This is a genomic window from Spirosoma koreense (assembly GCF_054777875.1).
The window spans coordinates 1-26,414 of record NZ_BAAHAC010000009.1; the positions used below are offsets into that span (position 1 = coordinate 1).

Here is a 26,414-nt window from a genome sequence, read left to right on the forward strand (position 1 = left end):
TGGAGGTGCAGAGATGCATAGAGCTGAGCCGTACTAATGACCCCGAGAGTGAGTTGTTGTTTTGTTTACGATAGATCGATGATTGGCCGGACGGATAGTCGGGTGGTACCCGGTTTCTCTCTGTGGGAAAAAAGACTCACGAGCTATTAGAGATATTGAGAGGTTAGCTTCTCAGACGAGTCAACAGGTTGGTGCTGGTAAGGCGGGTGGACACCTCTCTCCATTTCGCACAGAGCCGTTAAGCCCCGTACTGCCGATGGTACTGCTGTCACAAGCGGGAGAGTAGGAAGGTGCCACCTGATGAAACCAAGGCCGGCGATCATTCGATCGCCGGCCTTTTTATTGATCCTTGGTTCAAACAGTAATCCAGTAGTTATTTATCATGTTAAGCGCTTCATCTACAGAAGTAGCTGTCAATAATAAATTGCGATTATTGGCTCTGAGAAAACCTTCAGCCACCATTCGATCTAGTTGCAGCAGCATTAGGTCATAATAGCCATTCGTATTTATAATCGCTACAGGCCCATCATATAGGCCCAATTGTCGCCAGGTAAGGATTTCAAACAGTTCATCCAACGTACCAAATCCTCCCGGTAGGGCAATAACGCCCTTGGCCAACTGCACCATCTTTAACTTTCTTTCATGCATCGTCTCCACAAAATGTAGCTCTGTTAGGCTAGTATGAGCCACTTCCAGATCAGATAGGAAACTTGGTATAACTCCTATTACTGCTCCACCATTTTGTAAAACTGCATCGGCAACGTTTCCCATTAAGCCAAAACCGCCACCACCATAAATAAGCCGGATGCCACGGATCGCTAGCTTTTGGCCAAGTTCGGTTGCAACCTGTTTATAGATTGGATCGACACCCTGGCTTGATGCGCAATAAACTACAACGCTTTGCATAAGTGAAAAGATGAGACTAGTAGCCTTAAATTAATTGATTGGCAACCAGTGAAATATCCAGATCGCCAAATGATCCTGAACTCATCAGCAAAAAAGATTGCGCTGTTTCCCGTTGCTGAATAAGATACGTTGCCAAATCGGCAGAATTCGTAAAAATCTCTAAAGCAGCTTTATCAAAAGCCGTTTTTATCTCTTCTAATGAGGTCGAATCGGTTTGTGGTTCGGCTGTATAGCGATCGATATAAATAATGGCCTGATCGGCTTCGTTTAGGGTTCCTTTATACTGCTCCAGAAAGCTTTTGTTCAGGCTACTGAAGGTATGTAGCTCAAGAATCGCCAGCAATTTCCGTTCGGGCTGCTGGTGTTTTACCGCTTCAATCGTAGCTTCGACTTTAGCCGGCGAATGAGCAAAGTCTCGATAAACGACCTTAGAATCACTCTCGGCAACTTTTTCTAAGCGTTGAGGCACACCGTTGAAAGTAGGTATAGCTTCGTAGAATTGATCTTCTGTGATGCCGATGCGGTCACAAACGGTCATGGCACCAGCAATATTTTTCATATTATGCTGGCCGAAAATCTGAACGGGTATTTTTTGACCTTTCTTAGTAATTAACAGTGTTTGTCCGTCAACGATCTGGCTGGCATGAGCTACATAAGGAAGTTTCGTAATATCCTCACGCTCTTTCTGACCAATTATATCGAGCATATCATCAGATTCGTCGAAGATCAAAATACCGGCTTTAGGCATCGATTCTGCCAGAGATTCAAACTGGTCCACATATTCGTCCCAGACAGGATACGTGTTAACATGGTCCCAGGCAATACCGCTAATAAGCGCAATATGGGGTTGGTAATGGAGGAATTTCGGGCGCGAGTCAATCGGTGAGGATGCATACTCGTCACCTTCAATGATGATAATCGGTGCCGATGACCCAGTCAGGCCCGAGGTTAGCTTCACGGTTGTTGTGAATCCTTCAATTGGATCACCAATCCAATAATCAAAGATTCGATTATGGTGCTTCAACGTGTGCAGAATGATAGCCGTGATTGTTGTCTTACCATGGCTGCCAGCTATAACGACACGCTGTTTCTGCTGACTTTGTTGATAAATGAACTCAGGATACGAATAAACAGGTAATCCTAATTCCAGCGCTTTGATCAGTTCCGGATTATCTTTTTGGGCATGCATGCCAACTATAACGGCTCCCAGCCCGGCATGGATCTTATCGGGGAACCACCCTACCTGGGCGGGCAGGAGCCCCTGCTGCTGCAAGCGCGATTGCGAAGGTTCGTAGATTTTATCGTCGGAGCCTGTAACCAGGTAGCCTTGTTGGTGGAGTGCTATAGCGAAATTGTGCATAGCGCTACCGCCTATAGAGATAATATGAATAGCCTGAGGCATTGGTAAAGAATTTCTATGTTGGGGGCAAAAGTACAGTTTCTTTTGGTTCGCCGGCCGAAGTCGGTGCTGAGGTTATGGCACGGCTTAAACGGATTATTAATTTTATATTATCCCGAATCAAACCTGCCCTATTTTGGTTGATATGATTGCGAATTGATTATACTTGGAAAGCACAATTTTCAGTGCCAAATTCGCGCCTGTTTTTTTGAACCAAAGACTGCAACGACGATATGTCCGATTGCCGAACCATTCAATTTATGCGCAGAACGAAGGGATGAAGACTTACTATGACCTGATTGATCAGACATTTGAATTTCCAACACGGGAATTTAACGTCGAAAAAAACGAACTGATGTTCAATAATGTCCCTCTAATGGACATTGTCAAACAATATGGTACGCCCCTGAAATTAACTTACTTACCAAAAATCACAGAGCATATTGAACATGCGAAGCTGCTGTTTAAGAATGCTATGAAGCGGTATAATTATAAGGGGAACTACACTTACTGTTATTGTACTAAGTCATCCCATTTTCGGTTTGTGCTTGAAGAGGCACTTAAAAACAATATCCATCTTGAAACCTCATCGGCCTACGATATACCTATTATTCGGGAGTTGGTGAAGATGGGCAAGATTACCAAAAATACGTACATTGTCTGCAACGGATATAAGCGACCGTTGTATACTCAATACATTAGTGAACTCATTAACGACGGGTTTACGAACTGCATTCCCGTTCTCGACAACCTTAAAGAGATTGAAGCCTACGAAAACTCAATAACGGCGGATACAGTCAATTTCGGCATTCGGATCGCTACCGACGAAGAACCTAATTTTGCCTTCTATACGTCACGTCTGGGAATTCGCTATAGCGACGTGAATGAGTTGTACCGCAGTAAAATACAGCCAAATGAGCGATTCAAGCTCAAGATGCTGCATTTTTTCATCAATACCGGTATCAAGGACAGCGCTTATTATTGGAGCGAACTGAGCCGGTTTATGTACAAATACTGCGAACTAAGAAAAATGTGTCCTGATCTCGACTCGATCGATATCGGGGGAGGAATGCCTATTCAGACATCGTTCCAGTTTACGTACGATTACCAGGCCATGATCGATCAGATTGTGGAAAGTATCCAGTGGATCTGTAACAAGAATAATGTACCTGTGCCGCACATCTTTACCGAGTTCGGCTCATACACGGTAGGCGAAAGCGGAGCAGTCATTTATAAAGTAATCGATCAGAAGCTGCAGAACGATAAGGAATTGTGGTACATGATCGACGGTTCGTTTATTACTCAATTGCCGGATTCATGGGGCCTGGGGCAGAAATACATCATGCTGTCGGTCAACAACTGGGACAATCCTTACCAGAAAGTAAACCTTGGTGGACTAACCTGCGACTCGCACGACTTTTACAATACAGAGGCCCACAGCGCGGATTTGTACCTACCAATTTTTGATCAGGATACCGAAGACCAGTACATCGGTTTATTCCATACAGGCGCTTATCAGGAGTCATTGGGTGGTTATGGCGGTATTCAGCATTGTCTGATTCCGGCTCCTCAGCACGTTATTGTCGATAAAGACGAAGAGGGCAACCTGCGTACGCGCTTGTTTGCTCCCGAGCAGAATAGCGAAGTAATGCTTAAAATTCTGGGTTATGGTGGAGCCGAGCCAGGTATGACTGAACTCGAAGCGACGGAAGCGGCCGAAGAACGTGAAGAAGCAGAACTGGTAAAAGAAGAAGACTAATGGATTTCATCTTCCAGCATGGTAATTTAATTGTGCTGGAAGATGAAGGTTTACATTGTACAGTTTTTACGAGTATATTCGTTTTATAATCTGAAAGATATTTCTAAAAGAATACTGACTTCATGAAAAAGCTATTGATCTTAACTACTGTTTTAGCTACTCTATCGCTCAGTGCCTGCTCGCGCAGAGCAACCTGCCCCGCTTATGGCAGCGTACAAAAAACTACACCAACGCAGGTTCGCGTTTAACAGGTGAAGGCGTTAGGCATACTGAAGCACAAATCGCGAAGCTTCCAGTAAACTGGATACGCAGCCATCGCACTCGTCTACGGAGATTTCCAGTTCTTCCTGAGAAATGCGTACGGTTCGTACGCCAACCCGACGGCCTGCCTGCATGTCGCGTGAAGCATCACCGATCATCCAGGATTCGTCTGGTTCGATATCATATTTAGCGATGGCCTTTTCAAGAAGTAATGAACCGGGCTTTCGGGTAAGCGACTCCGTATCGTACTGCGGATGATGCGGGCAATAGTAGATGTCATCGATAACCTGGCCGCATTGTTCCTGCAGATAGTTATAACAAGCCATTACGTCGTCGCGGGTATAAAGCCCTTTGGCGATACCTGCCTGGTTTGTAATGACAATTAACAAATAACCCGCTTCTTTCAGCAAACGTAATGCTTCCGGTACGCCGTCGGGAATAATAAAATCCTCAATCCGGTAAACGTAATCCGTTCGGTCTTCATTTAAAACACCGTCGCGGTCCAGGAAGATGCACTTGTTCATGGGGGTTGAGGTCTAATTACAAAGCAATAATGCAATTATTTGACCAAATAATTGCATTATTGCTTTGTAATTAGTTATAAAATTTACCAAAAGGAACATTCTCGATTCAGGCTTGCCTACTAGTTGATTAAGAAATGAGGTTAATCATGCGCCCAAGTCACGCAGACGTTGGTGAAGCGCCTGAATCTTAGCTTCAGCATCGGCAAGTTTCTGACGCTCTCGATCAACAACTTCGGGTTTGGCATTGGCCACAAATTTTTCGTTCGAGAGCTTCTTAAGAATTGAGTCGCGGAAGCCGGTGTTGTAGTCCAGCTCTTTACGTGTGTTTATAAGCTCTTGTTCAACGTCAATTTCACCGCTGATGTTGACAAAGAACTCATCACTTTTAATCAAAAAGGAAACCCCTTCGGCAGTTTCAGCTGTATAATTAACCGCCGAAACATTGGCCATTTTGCCGATCAACGATTCGATTGGCTGAAGCCGCTCCGGTGTAGTTGTCTTGATCGTCAGTGGTAGGGCGACTTTGGGCGAAATCTGTTTTGTATTCCGAATATTCCGAACATTTGTAATGATCTCAAAAAGCAGGTCAAAGTCTGCTAATGTTTGATCGTTGATTGGGCCAGCCTTCGGGAAAGAAGCCACGCAGATGCTATCGCCCGGCTGTCGCTCACGAATATCCTGCCAGATTTCCTCCGTAATGAAAGGCATGAACGGGTGAGCCAGACACATCAGTCGCTCGAAGAAACTAATCGTCCAGTCGTACGTATTACGATCAATTGGCTGTTCAAATCCGGGTTTGATTAATTCAAGATACTGCGAGCAGAAATCGTCCCAGATCAGTTTGTAAATTGTCTGCAGGGCATCCGAAATGCGAAATTTGCTGAAATCGTCCTCAATCTCCAGCAACGTAGCATTTAGTTTGGATTCGAACCACTGCACAGGTAAAGACCCCAACGGTAGCGTCTCGTTAGCGCCAGCAACTGAAATCTTCTGGTCTTGAGACGCCACGGATTGCGTCTCCACGATCGTCCAGCCTTTTACCAGCCGGAACGCGTTCCATATTTTGTTGCTGAAATTACGCCCCTGTTCAACAAGCTTTTCGTCGAACATCAGGTCATTCCCGGCAGCCGAACTGAACAGCATACCGGTACGTACGCCATCGGCACCGTATTGTTCAATCAAATCCAGGGGGTCGGGCGAGTTACCTAATTGCTTGGACATTTTACGCCCCAACTTATCGCGGACGATGCCCGTGAGATACACATTTTTAAAAGGCGCTTCCCCGCGGTACTCATAACCGGCGATGATCATACGAGCCACCCAGAAGAACAGAATTTCGGGCGCTGTGATCAGATCGTTGGTAGGATAGTAATAGTTGATATCGGCATTATTAGGGTCTTTCAGCCCATTGAATACTGACATAGGCCAGAGCCACGACGAAAACCAGGTATCCAGCACGTCTTCATCCTGCGTCAGATCGGCTTCGGTCATGGCAAAGAGCAGTTTTTCGTGCTGCACTTTTTCAAGGGCTTCGTGTTTATTTCTCGCCACAATGACGGTTCCGTCCTGCATGTAGAACGCTGGAATACGTTGTCCCCACCAAAGCTGTCGGCTAATGCACCAGTCATGAACATTCTCCATCCAGGACCGATACATATTTTTGAATTTGGGCGGCACCAGCTGGATGGTATCATCCATGACGTTTTTGAGTGCCGGCTTCGACAGCTCATCCATTTTCAGGAACCACTGCAACGATAGTTTTGGCTCAATGACGGCACCTGTCCGTTCGGAGGTCCCGACGTTCGATTTGTACTCTTCCGTCTTGACCAGATTGCCGGATTCCTCCAGGAGCTTGACAATCGCTTTCCGAGCCGCGAATCGATCCACGCCGACCAGAATCTGGGCTTTTTCGTTCAACGTACCGTCGTCGTTGAGAATATCCAGAACCGGCAGGTTGTGCGTAAGGCCCAGTGTATAGTCGTTTGGGTCGTGAGCGGGTGTTACTTTCAAACCGCCCGTTCCAAAGTCCATGGTTACGTATTCGTCCGTAATGATGGGAATTTCGCGGTTGATCAGGGGAATTAGTGCTTTCTTACCGTGCAAGTGTTTATAACGCTCGTCGTGAGGGTTAACAGCAATAGCGGCATCTGCCATTATCGTCTCCGGCCGAACCGTGGCAATGGTGATGTAGTCAGAAGTGGTATCTCCTTCGGCCCCCTGTCCTTTCTCCCCTGCTATCTCATACCGGATATAAACCAGTTTCTGCTGAATCTCTTTAGTGATGACTTCCTCGTCAGAAACCGCAGTACGGCCCTGTGGGTCCCAGTTCACCATACGAACTCCCCGATAAATCTGGCCTTTGTTGTAGAGGTCCACAAAGACATTGATAACTGACTCATAAAGAGCAGGCTCCATCGTAAACCGCGTGCGGTCCCAATCGCACGAAGCACCTAGCTTACGGAGTTGCTTGAGGATAATACCGCCGTATTTATGCGTCCACTCCCAGGCGTATTCCAGAAACTCTTCGCGGGTAAGGTCCTGTTTGCTGATACCGCGCTCCTTCAGCATCGCTACCACTTTTGCTTCGGTTGCAATACTGGCATGGTCGGTACCCGGCACCCAACAGGCGTTTTTACCTTCCATACGTGCCTTCCGGACCAGCACGTCCTGAATGGTGTTGTTGAGCATGTGCCCCATGTGCAATACACCCGTCACGTTCGGCGGAGGAATGACAATGGTATAGGGCTCACGGTCGTCCGGTGTAGATTTAAAAAATTGGTTATCAAGCCAGTATTGATACCATTTTTCTTCAATATCCTGGGGGGTGTATGTCTTTGAAATCATAACTCAGATAAAATCCAATCGCGCTGGCCAGACCGAGATACGGTAAGAAAACCAGCGCTGGGGTATAGATGAACAGCAAAATTAGTTAAATTGGATAGGGCGAAAAAACGAAACCTTGCCTTTGACAGTTTTACAGCAACACTTCTTCGATAGCTATGGAATTCGGAAAAATACAGAACCTGGAAGCTGTTAATTTTGACCTTCCACCTGGCGCAGCTTTTAACGCCCGCATCTGGGCGGGTGTCGAACCCACACAACGGCCTACAGTATTCATTGGCGGTCCTATCTGGGCCAACAAAGATTATGTGGGAAAAGTCTATCCATCCACTGCGAAGGAACGCGATTTTTTGCACTACTATACCCGGCAGTTCAACACGATCGAGTTGAACCTGACCCATTACCAGATTCCAACAGCGGGTATGATCGAGAAGTGGAAAGCGGAAGCCGCCGGGTCGCCCGGTCGGTTTGGCTTTACCTATTGCCCTAAATTTCCGCAGATCATCAGCCATGAACGACAGTTGATAGCTACTGAGGCTTTGACGGAAGAGTTTATCAATGCTGTGCTGAACCTGGAAGAATTTCTGGGCATGACGTTTCTGCAGTTGCCGCCCACCTTTGGGCCCGATAAATGGCCCGTTCTGGAAACGTACCTTAAAAGCCTGCCCGACGAACTGGATGTAGCGGTTGAGTTCCGGCATCCTGACTGGTTCAGTAAAACCACAGTATGGCAGCAAACCTTGGAGCGGCTTTATTTGCTGCGTCGGCATGTGGTCATTACCGACGTAGCGGGCCGGCGCGATGTGCTGCACATGGGTCTGAGCAGCCCGGTTCTGACCCTTCGGTTTATTGCCAACGAAGGCCATCCGACCGACTATATCCGCACCGACGCCTGGGTTCAACGGCTGAAAACATGGTTTGAAAAGGGCTTGCAAACGGCCTATCTGTTCATACACGGCGGAGCCGAAAATGATACCGCTCCTGAACTTATACTATACTGGGTTCGTGAACTCAACAGGCATTGTGGTCTGAATCTGCGTGAACCGGTACTTCAACCCAAAGTGGTGCAGGGAAGTTTGTTTTGATTTCCCCGCTTGAGCCTGTACCTTTGCCGCATGATTTTACAGTCAACACATCACCGGCATCCTCATTCTGAGCGGTAACGCAGCAGAACAAGACGCACGTGTTTGTGACTTCAGTGAGATAATCCTGACTACCACAATATACAAAGCCCGGTTCTGCTAAGGAATCGGGCTTTTTTAATGTAAAATGAATAACGGCAGGCCGAGAGGCTCTACAGGATTCATTGTACATCATCCATTCAACCATGAAGACCGTTATTATTAAATACAACGCCGGAAATGTCCAGTCAGTTATGTACGCGCTGGAGCGTCTGGGAGCTAGTTACCTGCTTACGGATGACGAAGCCGAGATAAGATCGGCTGACAAGGTTATTTTTCCCGGTGTAGGCGAAGCCAGTACGGCCATGGCTTATCTGCGGGAGCGTGGGCTGGACAAGCTGATCCCGTCGCTGAAACAACCCGTGTTGGGAACCTGCGTCGGAATGCAACTGATGTGTCGGTACTCCGAAGAAAATGATACGACCTGTATGGGTATATTCGATATCGATGTCCGGCGGTTTCCGACTCAACCAGGCTTCAAGGTACCGCATACGGGTTGGAATAGTATACACAGCTTGAATGGACCATTGACGGATGGTTTACCCGAAAACGCCTACGTGTATTTTGTGCACAGCTATGCCGCCGATGTGTGTGCCGCAACGACAGCCGTCTGCGACTATGTTCGCCCGTTTAGCGCCATGCTCCACCGGAACAATTTCTACGCGGCTCAGTTTCATGCCGAAATCAGTGGAAACATCGGTCAGCGGATTCTGGAAAATTTTCTAACATTATAATACGGACGATCCGCCGTTGCGGAGGAAATCCAGCTATAAATTTCTACTAAAAGCGGGTTCTCACCCGCGATGCATATGCTCATCATTCCCGCCATTGACCTGATCGAAGGGAAGGCTGTTCGGCTAACCCAGGGCGACTACCGTCAGAAAAAAGAATACAACGCCCGACCGCTGGAAGTAGCCCAGCAATTTGAAGACGCCGGTCTGACCCGCCTGCACCTCGTTGATCTCGATGGAGCGAAAGAAAAGCGGGTGATCAACTGGAAAGTGCTGGACCTGATTGCTTCAAAAACCAGTCTGCACGTTGATTTCGGCGGTGGTGTTCAATCCGACGACGATCTGCGGATTGTGTTTGAATGCGGAGCCAGGCAGGTAACGGGGGGGAGTGTCGCCGTCAAACAGCCCGACCTGATGGAACGCTGGCTGTCGCAGTATGGTGCCGATAAGATTATTCTGGGAGCCGATGCGAAAAATGAAAAGATTGCGGTCAGTGGCTGGGAAGAATCGACGGAAGTCTGGGTATACGATTTCGTAGAGAGATGGGTAGAAAATAGCATCAAATACGTCATCAGCACCGACGTTGCCAAAGATGGTCTATTGCAGGGACCTTCCTTCGAACTATACCGGAACCTACAGGACCGTTTTCCAGAGCTGAACATCATCGCCAGCGGGGGCGTCAGTAAGCTGGCTGATCTGGAGACGCTGGCCGATATGAATATCTTCGGCGTTATCGTAGGAAAAGCGATTTATGAAGGACGCGTGACCTTAAAAGAACTCACCCAGTTTACGGCTAATTAATTCGCCATGACCCGCGAATACACCATCAGTACCGACAAATCCAGGCTCAATCTGGAGGTTATTCACCACTATCTGAGTCAGGAATCATACTGGAGCTTAAACATTCCCATCGATATCGTTCGGCGATCGATCGAGCATTCGATTTGCTTCGGTGTTTATCAGGGAACGGATCAGGTTGGTTTTGCCCGCGTCATTACCGATCAGGCTACGTTCGGTTATCTGGCCGATGTGTTTATTCTACCAACTCACCGCGGGAAAGGCTTATCGAAACAACTTATGACCTTTATTATGGCTTATCCGCCATTGCAGGGGTTACGGCGTATGCTACTGGTAACGCGCGATGCGCATGGGCTCTACGAACAATTTGGCTTCAAACCAATCGATAGTCCCGAAAATACAATGTCCATTAAAGCCTTCACAGCCTACTGATGCTAACAAAACGAATTATTCCCTGCCTCGATATCAAAGATGGACGCACCGTAAAAGGAACCAACTTCGTCAACCTGCGGGATGCTGGCGATCCGGTTGCTCTGGCCGCCATCTACGCCGAACAGGGAGCCGACGAACTGGTGTTTCTGGATATTACAGCCACGGTCGATGAGCGTAAAACCCTGATCGATCTGGTTCGGAATGTAGCGCATACCATCAACATTCCTTTTACGGTAGGTGGGGGTATCTCGTCTGTGGCCGATGTATCGGCTCTGCTGAATGCGGGAGCGGACAAGATTTCGATTAATTCTTCGGCCGTACGAAACCCGAATCTGATAAATGAACTGGCCCTGGAGTTTGGCAGCCAGTGCGTGGTAGTGGCTATTGATACACGTTGGATTCGGATCGGGGAAAGGGCCGTGGGCGTAGGGGTATCAGAACATGAGCCATTGTCCTCTGCCCTTTCCCCCGCGCCCTTCGCCCACATTGTTCATACGCACGGTGGTCGTAAGCCTACAGAACTGCGTACCATTGCCTGGGCGAAAGAAGTAGAAGAGCGGGGTGCGGGCGAAATCTTGCTAACCTCGATGGATACCGACGGAACCAAAGCAGGTTTTGCGCTGGACTTAACCGCGCAGATTTCGGGTTCGGCCAACATTCCCGTCATTGCCTCAGGTGGCGCCGGCACTATGCATCATTTCGTCGATGTATTTACGACCGGTAAAGCCGATGCCGGGTTGGCCGCTAGTATCTTCCATTTCAAGGAAATCGAGATTCCAGCTCTAAAAGGCTATCTGCGGGAGAAAGGCATTGAAATGAGAATTACCGATTGACACGAACTCGGCAGACCGGTCTAGAATTTGAAGCCCAGGTCCAGCGAAACAATCCGGCTTTTCGAGACAAGCTCGCTGCCCCGCGCAATATTTATCAGTCCGCGCTGGTAGCTCACGCCGAGGTTAAACGCGTTGTTCTGATTGATTTTGTACTGAACGCCAGTTCCGAGCAATAAGTCAATGTCTCCGAAACCGTACTGCCGCCGACTGCCACCGCTCTCGGCCGTATACAATCCATTGCGAGCCTGGTCCAGCGCTTTTTCGGCTACTTTTATACTGATCAACCCCCCAGTCTGGAGATACAGACGCATGTTTGGCCCGATGTTGTTGGCAAACAGTTTCACCGTTACCGGCAGCTGTACGTATTGCAGATTATAGACCGATTCTTTTTCGGGTAAGCCCGGATTCCAGACACTTTGCCCGTACGTTCCTGGCATTTGAAAAGCAGACCGCTTAATCGTGTACCACAGCCCCGTACTGAAGGCATAGCGGTTTTTAAAAAAGAAGTAATCCAAGGTTGGGCCGATGCTCATCCGGACGCCTGCTCCGTTGGTACGGAAACCAGCGTATGATCCGCTACCTTCGGCCGTATTCATATCGAGTGAGGGCGCGAACCGGATGCCCATTTCGATGAGGTGCGTCGGCCAGGCATAATCCGGTCCAGAGCCGTAACCGTTGTTTTCGGTCGATTCGTTGGTTTGCTTCCGCTTTCGGCGCTTGCGATCATCGTCATACTCCCGGCGGTTCTGATCCTGCCCATCGTAGTTATCGCCCAGAATTTTTCGGAACCGCTTTTCGGTCACACTGGATTCCTTTGTGCGCAAACGGTACAACGCCGTGGATGAGGACTGCGCATGACTACACACAACCGCCAGCAAGACCAAAATCAGTCCTAACCCTGCAACTTTTTTCATATTTTTGCACGTTTTCTATATTGAAAACTAATGATTTTCATGCACCTACGTACGGCCCTTGCGGGGCTTTTTTGCTTGTTTCTGCTGGCTTCGTGTACAAAAAACGAAGATGTTACGTTCGTTCGGCTCGATCAGCAGCTTTTTTCCAGCAAATCGCCCGATAGTGTTCGGGCTATACTGAACCGGAACCGGGCTATTGCTCAATTGTACTTTAACGCGAACGGGGCCGGAAATGATACAGCCGTTGTTCGGGAATTGACCAACCGGATCAATAATCCGGCTCTGAATGAGTTTAACCGTCAGGTTCAGGATAAATTCGGTGATCTGGCCGATCTGAAAAAAGAGCTGTCCGAGGCTTTTACAACCATCAAAAAAGAGTTTCCCGATTTTCGCGTCCCCAAAATCGCTACTGTCGTAACCGGTTTTATGGGCCCGGATCTGGTCGTTTCCGACAGTCTGATTGTGATCGGTCTCGACTACTTTGCCGGCCCAACGGCAAAATATCGTCCGAATGGACCGGAATATCCGCAGTACATTCTAAGACGGTATGATAAGGCTTATATCGTTCCGGCCATTGTCTTTGCTATTTCTGATAAATATAACGCCACAAATCGACAAGATCAGACCATGCTGGCTGACATGGTTTATTATGGCAAAGGATACGTTTTTACAAAGACCATGCTGCCCGAAACAGCGGACAGTTTAGTCATCGGATACTCAGACAAACAACTGACGCAAACGTTTAACGCACAAGACATTGTCTGGGCGCATTTTATTGATAATCAACTGTTATACCAGACAAATCCTGCCATAAAACAGCGATATTTGAACGAACGGCCCTTTACGGCCGAAATCGGTCAGGCCTGCCCCGGTGCGATTGGTCGTTGGGTGGGGTGGCGTATAGTCGGTATGTACCACGACAAGCATACCAGTGTTAGCATTGCCGACCTGATGCGAAACGCAGATGCCCGGCAAATTTTTGAGCAGTCGGGGTATAAAGGACAAAAAGAATAGTGGCCAGTCGATAATTGACAGTAGCTGGAAAACGCTAAAGCACTGACAACTATCTACAACCTACTATCAACTACTAAGTATGGCAAAACGAGGAGCGAGTATTGGCGAAGAGGCCACCAAAGAGAAGAGAACAGCCTTTAGCCGGGAGGGCATCCGGAAAGCACTGAGCATTTTCCGGTTTGTAAAGCCCTACCGGGGCATGTACATCATCGGGTTTATTTTTCTAATCCTGTCGACCGGCACGACCATGAGCTTCGGGCTCCTGATTGGGCAGATCACCAGCGTTATTCAGGGGAAATCCTCCTTTACGCTCAACCAGGTTATCGTATTTTTTGTGGGCGTATTGATTGCGCAGGCGATCTTTTCCTTCTGCCGGATCTACTTTTTTTCACAGGTGAGCGAACGGGCTATGGCTGATGTGCGCCGGGCTGCCTACGCGAAGATTATCACACTACCCGTATCATTCTTTGAACAACGGCGCGTAGGTGAGCTGACAAGCCGCATTTCGGCGGACGTTTCGCAGCTACAGAGCGTGTTTACCCTAACCTTGGCCGAGTTGTTCCGCCAACTCGCTACGCTGGTGATCGGTACCGGTATTATTCTTTACGTTTCCTGGAAACTTACGCTGTTCATGCTGGCGACGTTTCCTGTCATGATCATAGCTGCTTTATTCTTCGGCCGGTTCATCCGTAAACTGTCCAAGCAGGTTCAGGATTTGTTGGCTCAGGCCAATGTGGTAGTTGAAGAGACGCTGCAATCGGTACAGGTTGTCAAGGCGTTTACGAACGAAAATCTGGAAATAAACCGCTACGGTAGTGCCTTACAGCGTGTGGTCGACATGGCGTTGCGGGCCGCGAAATACCGTGGAATTTTTGTTTCGTTTGTCATTTTTACCCTGTTCGGCGGTATCATCAGCGTCGTCTGGTACGGCGGATCCCTGGTGTTGTCCAACGAAATGCCCTTTGCAGATTTGCTTACTTTCCTGGTTTACACCACTTTTATCGGAGGTTCGGTAGCCGGTATGGGCGATGTGTATTCGCAGTTAGCGCAAACGATCGGCGCTTCGGAGCGGATTCTGGAGATTTTGCAGGAGCCTTCAGAAGTAAATGCCGACGACTCTCTGCCGCTTTTTGTGCCGGTACAGGGGCATGTTCAACTGCACGATGTTCGGTTTTCATATCCTTCACGGGCTGATGTTCAGGTATTGAAGGGTATTTCATTCGATGTGGCGGCTGGTCGTAAGATCGCACTGGTCGGGCAGAGCGGAGCCGGAAAATCGACGATCGTTCAATTACTGATGCACAATTACCCGATTGGTGGCGGGTACATTAGCATCGACGACCGCGATCTGACCAGCTTCAACATCACTGAACTTCGGAAAAACATTGCCATTGTGCCGCAGGAGGTGATACTCTTTGGCGGAACGATTCTGGAAAACATCCAGTACGGTAAACCCGGTGCTACGGAAGCCGAAGTTCGGGAAGCCGCCCGAAAAGCCAATGCCCTGCAGTTCATCGAACTATTTCCGGAAGGCTTTCAAACGGTTGTTGGCGAACGCGGCATCAAGCTGTCGGGTGGACAGCGGCAACGAATTGCCATTGCGCGGGCCATTCTGAAAGACCCGGCTATTTTGATTCTCGACGAAGCGACCAGTTCGCTCGATGCCGAGTCGGAGCGGCTGGTTCAGGAAGCGCTGGACGAACTGATGCAGAATCGTACGACCATCATCATTGCCCACCGCCTGGCTACGATCCGTAAGGTCGATATGATTTATGTGCTGCGGGAAGGCCAGATTGCCGAATCGGGCACCCATGATGAACTGGCCAGCCAGGAAGATGGCATCTATGCGAACCTGGTTAAATTGCAGTTTGAAACGATCGAATAAGAAGAGTCGTTAGTCAATATAGATCGCCACTCATAAGAACTGGCAATCAGCCAAAATTGGCCAATGACCACCCATGAACCATGACAACTGCGTCTAAAACCCTGAAAGACTTTAATCTTCGCCACACGAGTGGCCGTGAAGAGGTACTCGATTTGTTTCTGAACGCCGGTCATGCACTGGCGCACCACGACATCGAAAACGGACTCGGCCCCGACCACGATCGGGTAACGATCTACCGGACGCTGCGAACATTTCTGGATAAAGGGCTGATTCATAAGGTTCTGGACGACGAAGGCGGAACGAAATACGCGCTCTGTCGTGCTACCTGTGCCGATGGGCATCATCATCATGATCACGTGCACTTTAAATGCGAAGCCTGCGGACAAACGACTTGTTTGGAACAGGTCAGTATACCAGACGTTTCGTTACCCGCCGGATTCAACCGGAAAGAAATGAATCTGCTTATTCAGGGAGTTTGCCTGGATTGTAATAAGTAAGCCGCTCAGCCGCCACTGCAGTAGGAATCCACCAGCTATTTTAGTGAAAAGCGAGGGTTCCTAAGCCCATTACTCTATGCCCACCGAAACGATTTTTCAGGAACGTCAGCAACAATTCACCCAGTTCGAACAGACAGCGCAACGTCAGTACAACCAATTGGCTTTCTGGCGGCTAGCCTGGTTTGTTGCCATCGTTATCCTGGTTTGGCTTTTCAGCCGATTGGATTACCAGCTTGCTGCGGTAGGCGCTTTGGTAGGGGGTATCGCCGGCTTTTTGATCTTGTTGAAAAAGCACCAGGTCGTTCGGCGAAAGCGCGATTTGAACCACCAGCTCGTCTTTATCAATACGGACGAAGCCGCCCGGATGAACCGACAGTATCTGCGGCCTGAAATGGGTGAACAATTTATGAACGCGACCCACCATTACGCCGGTGATCTGGATGTGTTTGGGAAGCACTCTCTCTTTCGGCTGCTAAACCGTACCCATACGTATGAAGGGCAGAATCGGCTGGCCAAGTGGCTTAAAATGCCGTCGGCTCCCGACCCGATCCGATTGCGCCACCAGGCTGTAGCCGAATTGACACCACAAATCGACTGGCGACAGCAGTTTGAAGCGCTGGCTTACCTTGAAGAAACTGTAGGGCGGTCACCGGATAAGCTGGTTCAATGGGCTACCGCTCAGGTCTTACTCTTGCCTGCCTACCTAAATATTGTTCGTTTTTTGTTGCCGGCTATTTTTCTGAGTTTGTTTGCGAGCTGGCTGATGGGTTATGTGCCCGGTGTGGTAGTCTTGCTTGGGCTGGCAATTAATGGATTCGTACTTAGTCGATTAGCTGCGCGAGCCCAGGAAGTAAGTGAGCAGACGTTCGAAATGTCGACGGCTCTACGCGCTTTTCAGTCCTTATTTCAGCAGGCCCGCGGCCTCAAAGGCGAAGCGATTCGGCTGCGCGCTATTCAGCAGGCACTAACCTCCAGCGACCGTTCGGCGGCCGAAGCGATCGGGCAGCTTTCCCGGCTAACCGAAGGGCTCAATTACCGGCGCAATCCGTACTTTTTTCTCCTGTTCGGCATCGCATCGCTTTGGGATGTACACTACCTGATTCGGTTAGAAGGCTGGCGGCAAACGTATGGGCCAGACCTTCAGCGCTGGTTCGATGCGCTGGGAGAACTGGAAGCCTTAAATAGCCTGGCTGGTTTCGCATACGCTCATCCAGCCTACATTACCCCCGACATCGTGGAGGACCAACTGACTTTGGATTTTACCCAGGCAGCTCATCCGCTCCTGCCACCAAACCGCAGTATAGCTAATTCGCTGAACCTGACGGGTTCAGGACAGACTGTACTCATCACGGGGTCGAATATGTCGGGGAAAAGCACTTTTCTACGGACCGTTGGAGCCAATGTCGTGTTGGCGCTGGCTGGGGCAGTTGTTAGTGCAGAGCGATTCTGGTGTTCGCCCGTCCGTGTATTCACCAGTATGCGTACACAGGATTCTCTGGAAGAAAGTACATCGTCATTTTACGCGGAATTAAAACGGCTACAAACGCTCATTACTTTATCGAAGCCATCGACTGATGCAATCGGTGAAGGTTCCGGAAACGAACCATGGCCCGTATTGTATTTCCTGGATGAGATCCTGAAAGGAACGAACTCGGCAGATCGGCATCGGGGCGCCGAAGCGCTGATCCGTCAACTGCATCACACTACCGCATCCGGGTTTGTATCGACCCACGACCTTGAACTGGGGCAACTCACCGACGCGGATGGATTCGTGCGGAATTACCATTTTCAGTCGGATCTGCTTGATGGTCAGCTTGTGTTTGATTATAAGCTCCGCATCGGCATCTGCGAGAGTTTCAATGCCAGCCAGCTCATGCAGGCGATTGGCATTGACATGGCGGCTCTTCAGAAATAGAGCCAATACCAGCGCAGCTTCGGACCAATCTGCAGGGTAGGTGCCGGAATTTTGATGTACTTTAAAACGCCCAAAACCACTTTTATAAAGCCACTGCGGGGTCTTAAGAGTTTGACCAGGTTGATGTCCGGCGCAATGTACCACTCATGTCGGCCGCCCAAACCGTCGTTGTTGCGGCTCCAGGTTTCGGCCTCCAGCCCTATACCGACCGACAACTGAAGCCAGTCGGGCCAGCGATTCTGCCAGACCCGTCCGCCGAAGTGTTCGGGTGAGAAAGAAAACCAGTACGTTTGGTTGATGTAATCGTCGATTGAAAAACGTTGTACTGGAATGCCACGCGCTTTAAAATATTTTGGCGTCTGTTGCCAATAGCTCACTTTCCACTGCACATCCCGCAAAAAACCTGACCGATGCTGAACCATTGGCCAAAAACCGCCCAAAGTACCGGCGGCTACATCCCGCCAGCTAAACCCATAGGTTGGCGAATAAGCGTCTTTTAATTCGATGCCCAGCTCCACAAAAACAGCCGAGCCCAAGGCCAGCCACTCCGCTTTTCGTTCGGAGATACCAGCCCAGCGAAAAGCACTGTAGTAAGCTTCTGACGTGAAAATTCCGCCTTCCAAATGCGCGACCTTATCTAAGCCGCTGGCATAGGTTAGGTCCCGCCCTTCATCGAAATGGAAAGGAACTCCTTTACCGTTCCACCAGGTATGCTTCAGATAGCCATAAGTCGATCCCAACGTAAGAAGAGAGGTAGCACCAATGGCCCACAATCGATCAGTACGAGGAGTCGGTAAAGTTGAAGTTTTTTGATTCGTGACGCTGTCGGCTCGGAGTGGTAACGAATCCGCAACCGGGTTACCGGTCAAGCATTGGAACAGGAGAATAAGATGTAAGTCCATGCCACATAGGACTTTATATCTTATGATAGGTTACAAATGCTTCAATGGGCAACCCACTCGCACCCAGTGAATTTTCTACTAAGAAGTTAATTATGGAACATTTATTGCACTTCCCTATGGTGAATTACCCGAATGTATTTAGCGTGCTTAGAAAAAGCAAACCAATAGAATCAGTTTGCTTTCTGTATTACCAATTTAAAAACCAGTTAAAAATAAGTCGACTTAACTAAGCCGGGTGATACAAATCGACAGATAAGCCTTTTGTATCGCCCAAATAGCCTATTTAATCGATTAAGCGGTACGTTATTTAAAAGACCGTATAAACAAGTATTTCGCTGGCAGTTGAGCTTAAGTTCTGAACAACTCTCAGATGAACCGGCACACAACTGATAACCAAAGACTTGTTTATACGGCCACCTAAAAATTCGCTGTAAAAGAATAATTATTTCTTATAGATGCGGTACAGCCGCCCCTGGTCCGTAATAGCGTATAAGGCACCGTCTTTGCCTTGAGTTATATCCCTAAAACGCTGTAGATCACTCGCCAGTAGCCGCTCTTCACCCACCACTTTGTTGTTCTCGATAACGAGCCTCAGCACATGCATTCCACTTAGCGTACCAATAAAGAGGTTGTTCTTCCACTCTGGAATCGCATCGCCACTGTAGAACGTCATACCGCTTGGCGAAACCGATGGATCCCAGTAATAAACCGGTTGTTCGAGTCCGTCTTTCTGCTGGATGCCCTCACCAACTTTTTCACCGCTGTATTCGATGCCATACGTGATGGTTGGCCAGCCATAATTTTTGCCCGGCTCGATATGGTTGAGTTCATCCCCTCCTCTTGGTCCGAATTCGGTTTCCCACAGGTCGCCCGTAACGGGGTGAAACGCAAGCCCCTGTACGTTCCGATGCCCGTACGAATACAGTTCGGGGCGGGCATATGTCTGCCCTGCAAATGGATTGCCAGCCGCCGGTTTTCCTTCTTTCGTGATGCGGATGACCTTACCCAGACCTGAGTTGATCGATTGAGCCTGGGGCCGGGTTATTTTATCCGACCGTTCGCCGGTGCTGATGATTAGATTGCCGGTCTTGTCAATAAGAAGCCGTCCTCCGTAATGCAGATTACCGTTATAAGCGGGGGTGGCCTGGTAGATCACCGTAGCTCCCTCGATCTTTTTCTCATCCGATGACAGTTTTCCCTTAGCCACTGCTGTTAAGTTTCCGTCGGGTCGTGGGTTAGAAAATACCCAGTATACCATCCGGTTAGTCGCAAAGTCGGGATCGACCCGAACGCCCAGCAGTCCACCCTGTCCGGATGGGTTCACCTTCGGAATACCCGTAATCGGTTCACTCAATTTACCGGCTGATGTCGCGATGCGCATGGTGCCTTCTTTCTCAGTTATCAGCAGTCGGCCATCGGGTAGACTCGTAATACCCCAGGGGCTTTTCAGCGCTTCGGTTAATACCTTGCCCTCGTAACCAGTCGCTGTTTTCACGCCAGCTATCCGGGTCTGACCTGCAAAAGCGGGCTTATACGTCGAATTCGGTTCCTTAGTTTCTACCGATGCCTGGGTATTCGTCGATGTACTTTGGCCGCAGGCTGTTAATGCCAGTGTAGCGCCCGTTAGGGCAATGATGATTCTGTTGCACATATTTTATTGTTCTTATAAGATTATCTGGTTACTGTCAATTTGGAGCGGTTTGTTCATAAACCAGGCACCAGCCTGCAAAATTGCATTAATCTTGCCGAAGCACTTCCTTCAGCTTAGCTTTATAAACGCGCCCAATGAAAATTTCTTCATTGCTGATCCGAATCGAACCCGTATTTGCGTCGTGGCATAACCAAGTGTGGCCAATCCAGAATGATAATGAGCATCAATCGATAACAAGCTTGTAAAGAACTATAGCAGGAATAAAAGCAAACGAATCCGCTTTTTTGGTCAAGAAAAAAGGCCGTCCTGCGGCCTTAATCTTACTCTGTATCATCGGTTCATCAATTGAACGACTGTCTGAATTCCAGGGGTGAATAATTGGTCTTGTTCCTGAATAGTTTGCTAAACGACTGCGAATGCTCAAAGCCTAGCTCATAAGCGATTTCACTGATGGATAGATCGGTAGTCGATAATTTCTCTTTTGCCTTTTCGATTAACTTGTCGTGTATGTGTTGTTGAGTGCTTTGCCCCGTCAGGATTTTCAGCAAGCCACTTAGGTAGTTAGGAGATACGTGTAAGGCGTCGGCAATGTATTGAACCGTCGGGAGTCCTTTTTCTGGTAAGGTATCGCTGCTGAAATATTCAGTTAATAGCGCTTCTAGCCGGTTCAGGATAGAATGGTTGGTGATTTTCCGGGTAATGAACTGTCGTTGATAAAAGCGTTCGGCATATGTCAGCAACAGGTCGAGCTGGGCAATCATGACGTTCTGACTGAACCGATCGATGGGGGAGCGGTATTCCTGACCGATGTTTTCGATGAGGTTTGTAAGGATAGTTTCTTCTTTCTCCGACAAGTGCAGGGCTTCGTGCACCGTATAGCTAAAATAGTCGTAGTGGCGGATGGTTTTTGCCAGGGGCGTATTCCAAAGAAAATCGGGATGAACGAGCAACAGCCACCCCGAGTGTTTGAGCTCTTCATCGGCCTCGATAGAAAAAACCTGACCAGGAGCAATAAAGACCATGATCCCCTCATCGAAATCGTATTCCTGCTGTCCATACTTCAGCTTACCATGGAAATTCCGCTTTAGAGCAATGGAGTAAAACTGATACACCATGCTTTTCGGGCCATCGTCCGATCGTCGCTTAATGTCTTTGAAGTTAACCACGCTGATCAGGGGATGCTCTGGTTTTGGAAGACCCATAGCCTGATGATATTCATGGATGGTTTTTATCGTAAAAGGTTGTTGATTTTTCATAATAGCGCATTCACTTTGACGAAATGGGTACCTTTCTGAATCTACCCCAGGCTACAAAGGCAGCCATTAATGCAAAAACGATATTCACGCCGATAACCGACGCTTCGCCCCGTAAACTATGAAAAATACTGGCGATGATCATCAGGGCGATGATGCCCACAGCGGCCAGGGGTGTCAGTTGCGGTTTTATCCGGAGCCACGCTGGCAGGACTAAGCCGAAAGCCCCCAGAAAATCGACAAGTCCTGTAAACTTAACCAGTGCACTGGGAACCTGCCCCACCCAGGGCCACATGGCAGATAGTTTATCGATCGGCTGAAACCACTTCATCGCGGCCGCCCAGAGTAAACTGACTGCTAAAATGAGTTGTACGATCCACAGGATGCGATCCAATACCTTCGATGATTGTTGTTGACTAGTCATGCCCGACGCTTTTTTAAGACCCCGGCAAAACTATGTACATTTGTTTTCCACGAGATAATGCTTCCAGGTCGGATAGCGCTATCCGACCTGGAAGCAACGTATATCAGAAACCATTAACGAGTCTGGTAATGCTGAATGCAAAAGGATGCCCAAAGAATTTCCTGTCGATCAGAGACGCTTTAGAAGCGCTGGAGGGCCGCTGGAAACTGCTGATTCTGTTTTCGTTATCGACGGGTCCCAAACGATTTAAGCAACTGGCCAGAGAAGTAACCGGAATAACCGACAAAACCCTGTCATTAGAGCTAAAGCGTCTGGAAGGGAATCAACTAGTGAAGCGGGAAGTACATGATACCTTCCCTCCGACGGTTGAGTACTCGATTACAGACCACGGAAAATCGCTCGAAAAAGTAATGGACGAACTGCATGACTGGGGGTCGGCCCATCGCAAAACGATTATTGGAAAATAATCGAAATCGGACTACTTGCCACGAGCGTCGGTCTGCTACTTGTTGAAAACGGTTGCAAATTCCCGGGCAAAATCGGCCAGTTTTACCTTACCCATTTCGGTCGATTTCTGCTGCTGATAATCGCTCTGTAAGACACCACTGTGAATAGCAGCGCCTAATTCTACCAGACTGGCAGCTATAGACGCAGGAGTTCCGTTCTGCTCCAGACCCTGTTGCGTTTGCGCATCCGTAAAGGTTATCCAGGTTAAATCCGGTATGCCAACCGCAGCTCCTAAAGCCTGAGCAACGTCATCACACGTGCGTTCGTCGCTTACCACATAACGCACATTGCTACCAGAGGTGGACGTTTGCAGCTCTTCTGCAGCGGCAGTAGCAATATCGACTGGGGCAACCAGAATCAGTTTGTCGGCGCCACCGTAGTTAGTGCCGATAAAGCCAGCCCTTTTTATCATACCGACGAAGTTGTACAAATTATAGTAAATGTATCCGGCCCGCAGATGCGTAAGAGCCACCCCCGCCAGTTCATTCAGCTTGGCTTCGATATCGTGGGAGCCAAGGATAACTCCGGTACCTTTGTCTAAATCAGCGCCATAACTACTCAAATGTACTATCCGCTTCACCCCCGACTGCTGAATGGCCTGTGCATAATGGCTACCCAGTCGACGGTAGTACGCTCGTTGGTCGAGTTCGGCATAGTTGGGGGGAACCATACAATACGCAGCATCGGCTCCAGTAAACGTAGCTGTAAGAAAGTCCAGATCCTCCAGTGAGCCGATGGCGGCTTGGGCGCCTATGGCTTCGATGTCTTTTCGTTTCTCCGGCTTGCTGCTGATAATCGTAACCGTGTGTCCTTTGCGTATCAATGCGGTTGCCAATGGCTGACTAATGTGACCTAATGACCCTGTGACGACAATTTTCATGTTCTCTCTTTTTTGTCGTAAAGGTCTGCCTCAAGGCACAGCCGCCTGTAGCCGTATCTATTCTTGTTGTAGCCGAAACCTGGATAACCAGTCGTTATGGATTTATTTAGCTTTCCTGATTATGTGCATCGAGCGCTGATCAAGCGAAAAATCAATTAGTATGCATGCATACTAATTGGGGCGGAATTCCTATATTCGCATCGGCTAAGGCTGTTTATCAATATCGGACTGGAGAAATCATTCTTAACAAACTACCCACCGAGATAGGTTAAGAATGATAGAAACTCAACTTTACAGACAGTAGCTAAGCTTAAGAGAAGCTATACATTACTGTTAATAATCAATGGATTATGGATTTGTCAACCCGGCTGAAACGTAGAGCCAATAAAAAAGCAGTTACGAGTTTTGGTCGTAACTGCCAGATTATGAAGGTGGTGATGGACGGAATCGAACCGCCGACACAAGGATTTTCAGTCCTTTGCTCTACCAACTGAGCTACATCACCGCAACGGCGAAGCCGTCAAAACGTGGGTGCAAAAGTACGTATTGCGTACCTTTTTGCAAGACATTGTTCAGAATATTTTTCAGAAAAAACGCATCTTCTGGTTAACTGCACTGATTATCAGCGGATATAAATGAAAGTAAATGAATGGAAATTATTCAGCAAATTTTGTTCGTAGCTGCACTGGCCGCAACAATCTGGTTTATAACGAAACGGATTCAGCTCATTACCCGGGCTATTAAACTGGGTCGGCCAGAAAACCGTTCGGGTAACTCGGGTGAGCGTTTGAGAACGATGCTGCTGGTGGCGTTCGGTCAGAAAAAAATGTTCACGAATCCGTTGGTGGGCGTGATGCACTTTGTTATCTACGCTGGGTTCCTGATCATTAATCTCGAAATTCTTGAAATCATTCTCGATGGTATATTAGGAACGCACCGCTTGTTTGCGCCTTATATTACGCCTGTCTACCCGATTCTAATCGATGTGTTTGAAGTGCTGGCTTTTGGGGTACTGGTCGTTTGCGTGGTATTCTTGTGCCGTCGATTTGTTGTAAAAGTAGACCGCTTTCAACTCGAACGACACCGCGAAATGACGCGCTGGCCCCGAACCGATGCCGCAATTATTCTGACAGCGGAAATCCTGTTGATGATTGCCTTTCTGACCTGGAATGCGTCGGATAGTGTGCTGCGCGACCGGGGCGTCGGTCATTACGGCGAGTTGCAGGCTGTCGTTCCTGATTTTTTAATCAGTCGGTTTCTCAAACCCCTCTTTGCGGGCTTTAACGATACAGGGCTGGTTGCCTATGAACGGTTTGCCTGGTGGGCGCATATTCTGGGTATTCTGGCCTTCGCTGTTTATGTAACCTACTCCAAGCATCTACACATTGCGCTGGGCTTTCCCAATGTTTATTTCTCAGATCTGCAGCCGAAAGGTGAGATGCAGAACATGCCGGAAATTACTAAGGAAGTTCAACTCTCGCTTGGCTTACCGGTAACGACAGAAACCGACGGATCACAGGCGAATGAGAATGGCGAACAACCCGCCGAGGTCGGTCGGTTTGGTGCCAAAGACGTTCAGGATCTGAAATGGATTAACCTGATGAACGCCTATAGCTGTACCGAATGCGGTCGTTGTACGGCTGCATGTCCGGCGAACATTACAGGCAAGAAACTGTCGCCCCGCAAAATAATGATGGACACCCGCGACCGGCTCGAAGAAATCCAGCGAGGGTGGCAAACCAACGGTCCTGACTACCGGGACGATAAATCACTGCTGAACGATTACATAACCGCCGAAGAACTGAACGCCTGCACGACCTGTCAGGCCTGCGTAAATGCTTGTCCGGTCAATATCAATCCGCTTGATATTATTCTGCAGCTACGTCGGTATAGGGTTATGGAAGAGTCGCAGGCACCGGCTTCCTGGAACGCCATGTTCAGTAACATTGAAAATAACATGGCTCCATGGAAATTTTCACCCAGTGATCGATTTAATTGGGCCGATCAGGTAAACGAAGTTAAATAAGTTCGTGGCGCAGGCAGGTCGGCTTTCGACGGCTTACGAACTACAAAAGCAAAGCCATGACACAGGAAGTAAGAACCTATAAAGTGCCCACCATGGCCGATATGGCCGTTACGGGCGAGGAGCCAGAAATTCTGTTCTGGGTTGGTTGCGCGGGTTCATTCGATGACCGATACAAGCGCGTAACCATTGCCTTCGTTCGCATCCTCAACCACGTCGGTATAAAGTTTGCTGTACTGGGGCCCGAAGAAACCTGCACTGGTGATCCGGCACGCCGGGCAGGGAACGAGTTTTTGTTTCAGATGCAGGCCATAGCGAATATTCAGGTGCTGAATGGCTATAATGTAAAAAAAATCGTAACAGCCTGCCCCCACTGCTTCAATACGATTAAAAACGAGTACCCCGCATTGGGTGGTACGTATGAAGTGGTTCATCATTCACAGTTTCTGCAGGGGCTTATTAACGAAGGGCGGATAAAGGTGAAAGATGGGCAACCGTTTAAAGGACGACGGATTACATTTCATGACTCCTGCTATCTGGGCCGGGCCAATAAAATATATGAAGCACCCCGCGAGGTATTAGCTGCTTTAGATGCCGATCTGGTCGAAATGAAGCGTGTGCGGGCCAACGGTCTTTGTTGCGGAGCCGGAGGAGGACAGTACTTTAAAGAACCCGAGCCTGGTCGGAAAGACGTAAATGTAGAGCGGGTAGAGGAGGCCCTTAGCACGGGTGCCGATACCATTGCGGTTGCCTGCCCGTTTTGTATGACGATGATGGCCGATGGTGTCAAGAATAAGAACCGCGAAGATTCCGTTCGTGTGTTCGACATTTCGGAACTCATCGCGCAGGGAGAGGGGTTGTAAACAGAGTCGATAGTCGTTCGT

General features: G+C 48.6%; 23 protein-coding genes, 1 tRNA gene and 1 rRNA gene. 14 read left to right on the plus strand and 11 right to left on the minus strand.

The window, feature by feature from the left end; translation table 11 throughout:
• Window positions 1–187: 187 nt before the first annotated feature.
• Window positions 188–299 (plus strand): 5S ribosomal RNA (rrf, locus tag ACYVC2_RS10930).
• A 55-nt stretch (window positions 300–354) separates the two neighbouring features.
• Here the strand turns inward: rrf and ACYVC2_RS10935 are convergent.
• A complete protein-coding gene (locus ACYVC2_RS10935) occupies window positions 355–906 on the minus strand; it encodes an LOG family protein (protein WP_461102460.1) in 552 nt (183 codons plus the stop codon).
• Between the two features lie 25 nt (window positions 907–931).
• Window positions 932–2,308 (minus strand): UDP-N-acetylmuramate--L-alanine ligase, encoded by a 1,377-nt coding sequence (locus ACYVC2_RS10940; protein WP_461102461.1) that lies wholly within the window; start codon window positions 2,306–2,308, stop codon window positions 932–934.
• 274 nt (window positions 2,309–2,582) lie between these two features.
• On the opposite strand from ACYVC2_RS10940, the gene ACYVC2_RS10945 reads away from it, so the two are divergent.
• Window positions 2,583–4,064: a type III PLP-dependent enzyme domain-containing protein gene (locus ACYVC2_RS10945; RefSeq protein WP_461102462.1), complete on the plus strand. Its 1,482-nt coding sequence runs from the start codon at window positions 2,583–2,585 to the stop codon at window positions 4,062–4,064.
• A gap of 260 nt (window positions 4,065–4,324) precedes the next feature.
• Here the strand turns inward: ACYVC2_RS10945 and ACYVC2_RS10950 are convergent, their stop codons facing one another.
• Both ACYVC2_RS10950 and ACYVC2_RS10955 read right to left on the minus strand, forming a co-directional pair.
• The gene (locus ACYVC2_RS10950; protein ID WP_461102463.1) at window positions 4,325–4,849 is read right to left on the minus strand and encodes a D-glycero-alpha-D-manno-heptose-1,7-bisphosphate 7-phosphatase; all 525 of its coding nucleotides are present in this window, start codon (window positions 4,847–4,849) and stop codon (window positions 4,325–4,327) included.
• Window positions 4,850–4,993: 144 nt separating this feature from the next.
• Window positions 4,994–7,693, minus strand: coding sequence for a valine--tRNA ligase (locus ACYVC2_RS10955; RefSeq protein ID WP_461102464.1), 2,700 nt, complete (start codon window positions 7,691–7,693; stop codon window positions 4,994–4,996).
• 155 nt (window positions 7,694–7,848) lie between these two features.
• On the opposite strand from ACYVC2_RS10955, the gene ACYVC2_RS10960 reads away from it, so the two are divergent.
• The 5 genes from ACYVC2_RS10960 to hisF all read left to right on the plus strand — a co-directional run bounded on the left by ACYVC2_RS10960 (window position 7,849) and on the right by hisF (window position 11,665).
• Window positions 7,849–8,775: a DUF72 domain-containing protein gene (locus ACYVC2_RS10960; protein ID WP_461102465.1), complete on the plus strand. Its 927-nt coding sequence runs from the start codon at window positions 7,849–7,851 to the stop codon at window positions 8,773–8,775.
• Window positions 8,776–9,017: 242 nt separating this feature from the next.
• A complete protein-coding gene (hisH, locus tag ACYVC2_RS10965) occupies window positions 9,018–9,605 on the plus strand; it encodes an imidazole glycerol phosphate synthase subunit HisH (RefSeq protein WP_461102466.1) in 588 nt (195 codons plus the stop codon).
• A gap of 75 nt (window positions 9,606–9,680) precedes the next feature.
• Window positions 9,681–10,403, plus strand: coding sequence for a 1-(5-phosphoribosyl)-5-[(5-phosphoribosylamino)methylideneamino]imidazole-4-carboxamide isomerase (gene hisA, locus ACYVC2_RS10970; RefSeq protein ID WP_461102467.1), 723 nt, complete (start codon window positions 9,681–9,683; stop codon window positions 10,401–10,403).
• A gap of 6 nt (window positions 10,404–10,409) precedes the next feature.
• On the plus strand, window positions 10,410–10,832 hold the full coding sequence (locus tag ACYVC2_RS10975) for a GNAT family N-acetyltransferase (RefSeq protein WP_461102468.1): 423 nt from the start codon (window positions 10,410–10,412) through the stop codon (window positions 10,830–10,832).
• On the plus strand, window positions 10,832–11,665 hold the full coding sequence (hisF, locus tag ACYVC2_RS10980; protein WP_461102469.1) for an imidazole glycerol phosphate synthase subunit HisF: 834 nt from the start codon (window positions 10,832–10,834) through the stop codon (window positions 11,663–11,665). Before ACYVC2_RS10975 ends, hisF begins: the two co-directional genes overlap by 1 nt.
• A gap of 20 nt (window positions 11,666–11,685) precedes the next feature.
• On the opposite strand, the gene ACYVC2_RS10985 is transcribed toward hisF, so the two are convergent.
• A complete protein-coding gene (locus ACYVC2_RS10985) occupies window positions 11,686–12,579 on the minus strand; it encodes a porin family protein (protein WP_461102470.1) in 894 nt (297 codons plus the stop codon).
• A gap of 39 nt (window positions 12,580–12,618) precedes the next feature.
• Between ACYVC2_RS10985 and gldB the strand changes: the two genes are divergently transcribed.
• From gldB to ACYVC2_RS11005, 4 genes are all read left to right on the plus strand, one after another.
• Window positions 12,619–13,593, plus strand: a complete 975-nt coding sequence (gene gldB / locus ACYVC2_RS10990) for a gliding motility lipoprotein GldB (RefSeq protein WP_461102471.1) — start codon at window positions 12,619–12,621, stop codon at window positions 13,591–13,593.
• 79 nt (window positions 13,594–13,672) lie between these two features.
• Window positions 13,673–15,478, plus strand: coding sequence for an ABC transporter ATP-binding protein (locus tag ACYVC2_RS10995; protein ID WP_461102472.1), 1,806 nt, complete (start codon window positions 13,673–13,675; stop codon window positions 15,476–15,478).
• An 80-nt stretch (window positions 15,479–15,558) separates the two neighbouring features.
• A complete protein-coding gene (locus ACYVC2_RS11000) occupies window positions 15,559–15,975 on the plus strand; it encodes a Fur family transcriptional regulator (RefSeq protein ID WP_461102473.1) in 417 nt (138 codons plus the stop codon).
• Between the two features lie 76 nt (window positions 15,976–16,051).
• Window positions 16,052–17,890, plus strand: a complete 1,839-nt coding sequence (locus tag ACYVC2_RS11005) for a MutS-related protein (protein WP_461102474.1) — start codon at window positions 16,052–16,054, stop codon at window positions 17,888–17,890.
• On the opposite strand, the gene ACYVC2_RS11010 is transcribed toward ACYVC2_RS11005, so the two are convergent.
• The 4 genes from ACYVC2_RS11010 to ACYVC2_RS11025 form a co-directional block, all read right to left on the minus strand.
• The gene (locus ACYVC2_RS11010) at window positions 17,881–18,792 is read right to left on the minus strand and encodes a DUF2279 domain-containing protein (RefSeq protein ID WP_461102475.1); all 912 of its coding nucleotides are present in this window, start codon (window positions 18,790–18,792) and stop codon (window positions 17,881–17,883) included. The two genes, ACYVC2_RS11005 and ACYVC2_RS11010, sit on opposite strands and share 10 nt — an antisense overlap.
• A gap of 442 nt (window positions 18,793–19,234) precedes the next feature.
• A complete protein-coding gene (locus ACYVC2_RS11015) occupies window positions 19,235–20,443 on the minus strand; it encodes a PQQ-dependent sugar dehydrogenase (RefSeq protein WP_461102476.1) in 1,209 nt (402 codons plus the stop codon).
• Between the two features lie 341 nt (window positions 20,444–20,784).
• Entirely contained in the window at window positions 20,785–21,699 is a 915-nt protein-coding gene (locus ACYVC2_RS11020; protein WP_461102477.1) for a helix-turn-helix domain-containing protein, read from the minus strand.
• Between the two features lie 10 nt (window positions 21,700–21,709).
• A complete protein-coding gene (locus ACYVC2_RS11025) occupies window positions 21,710–22,120 on the minus strand; it encodes a DoxX family protein (protein ID WP_461102478.1) in 411 nt (136 codons plus the stop codon).
• Between the two features lie 128 nt (window positions 22,121–22,248).
• On the opposite strand from ACYVC2_RS11025, the gene ACYVC2_RS11030 reads away from it, so the two are divergent.
• A complete protein-coding gene (locus ACYVC2_RS11030; RefSeq protein WP_461102479.1) occupies window positions 22,249–22,587 on the plus strand; it encodes a winged helix-turn-helix transcriptional regulator in 339 nt (112 codons plus the stop codon).
• 35 nt (window positions 22,588–22,622) lie between these two features.
• Here the strand turns inward: ACYVC2_RS11030 and ACYVC2_RS11035 are convergent, their stop codons facing one another.
• Together ACYVC2_RS11035 and ACYVC2_RS11040 are read right to left on the minus strand one after the other, a co-directional pair.
• Window positions 22,623–23,507 (minus strand): NAD(P)H-binding protein, encoded by an 885-nt coding sequence (locus ACYVC2_RS11035; RefSeq protein WP_461102480.1) that lies wholly within the window; start codon window positions 23,505–23,507, stop codon window positions 22,623–22,625.
• 432 nt (window positions 23,508–23,939) lie between these two features.
• Window positions 23,940–24,012, minus strand: a tRNA-Phe gene (locus ACYVC2_RS11040).
• A 144-nt stretch (window positions 24,013–24,156) separates the two neighbouring features.
• Between ACYVC2_RS11040 and ACYVC2_RS11045 the strand changes: the two genes are divergently transcribed.
• Both ACYVC2_RS11045 and ACYVC2_RS11050 read left to right on the plus strand, forming a co-directional pair.
• Window positions 24,157–25,533, plus strand: coding sequence for a 4Fe-4S dicluster domain-containing protein (locus ACYVC2_RS11045; RefSeq protein ID WP_461102481.1), 1,377 nt, complete (start codon window positions 24,157–24,159; stop codon window positions 25,531–25,533).
• Window positions 25,534–25,589: 56 nt separating this feature from the next.
• Window positions 25,590–26,393 (plus strand): (Fe-S)-binding protein, encoded by an 804-nt coding sequence (locus ACYVC2_RS11050; protein ID WP_461102482.1) that lies wholly within the window; start codon window positions 25,590–25,592, stop codon window positions 26,391–26,393.
• Window positions 26,394–26,414 lie beyond the last annotated feature (21 nt).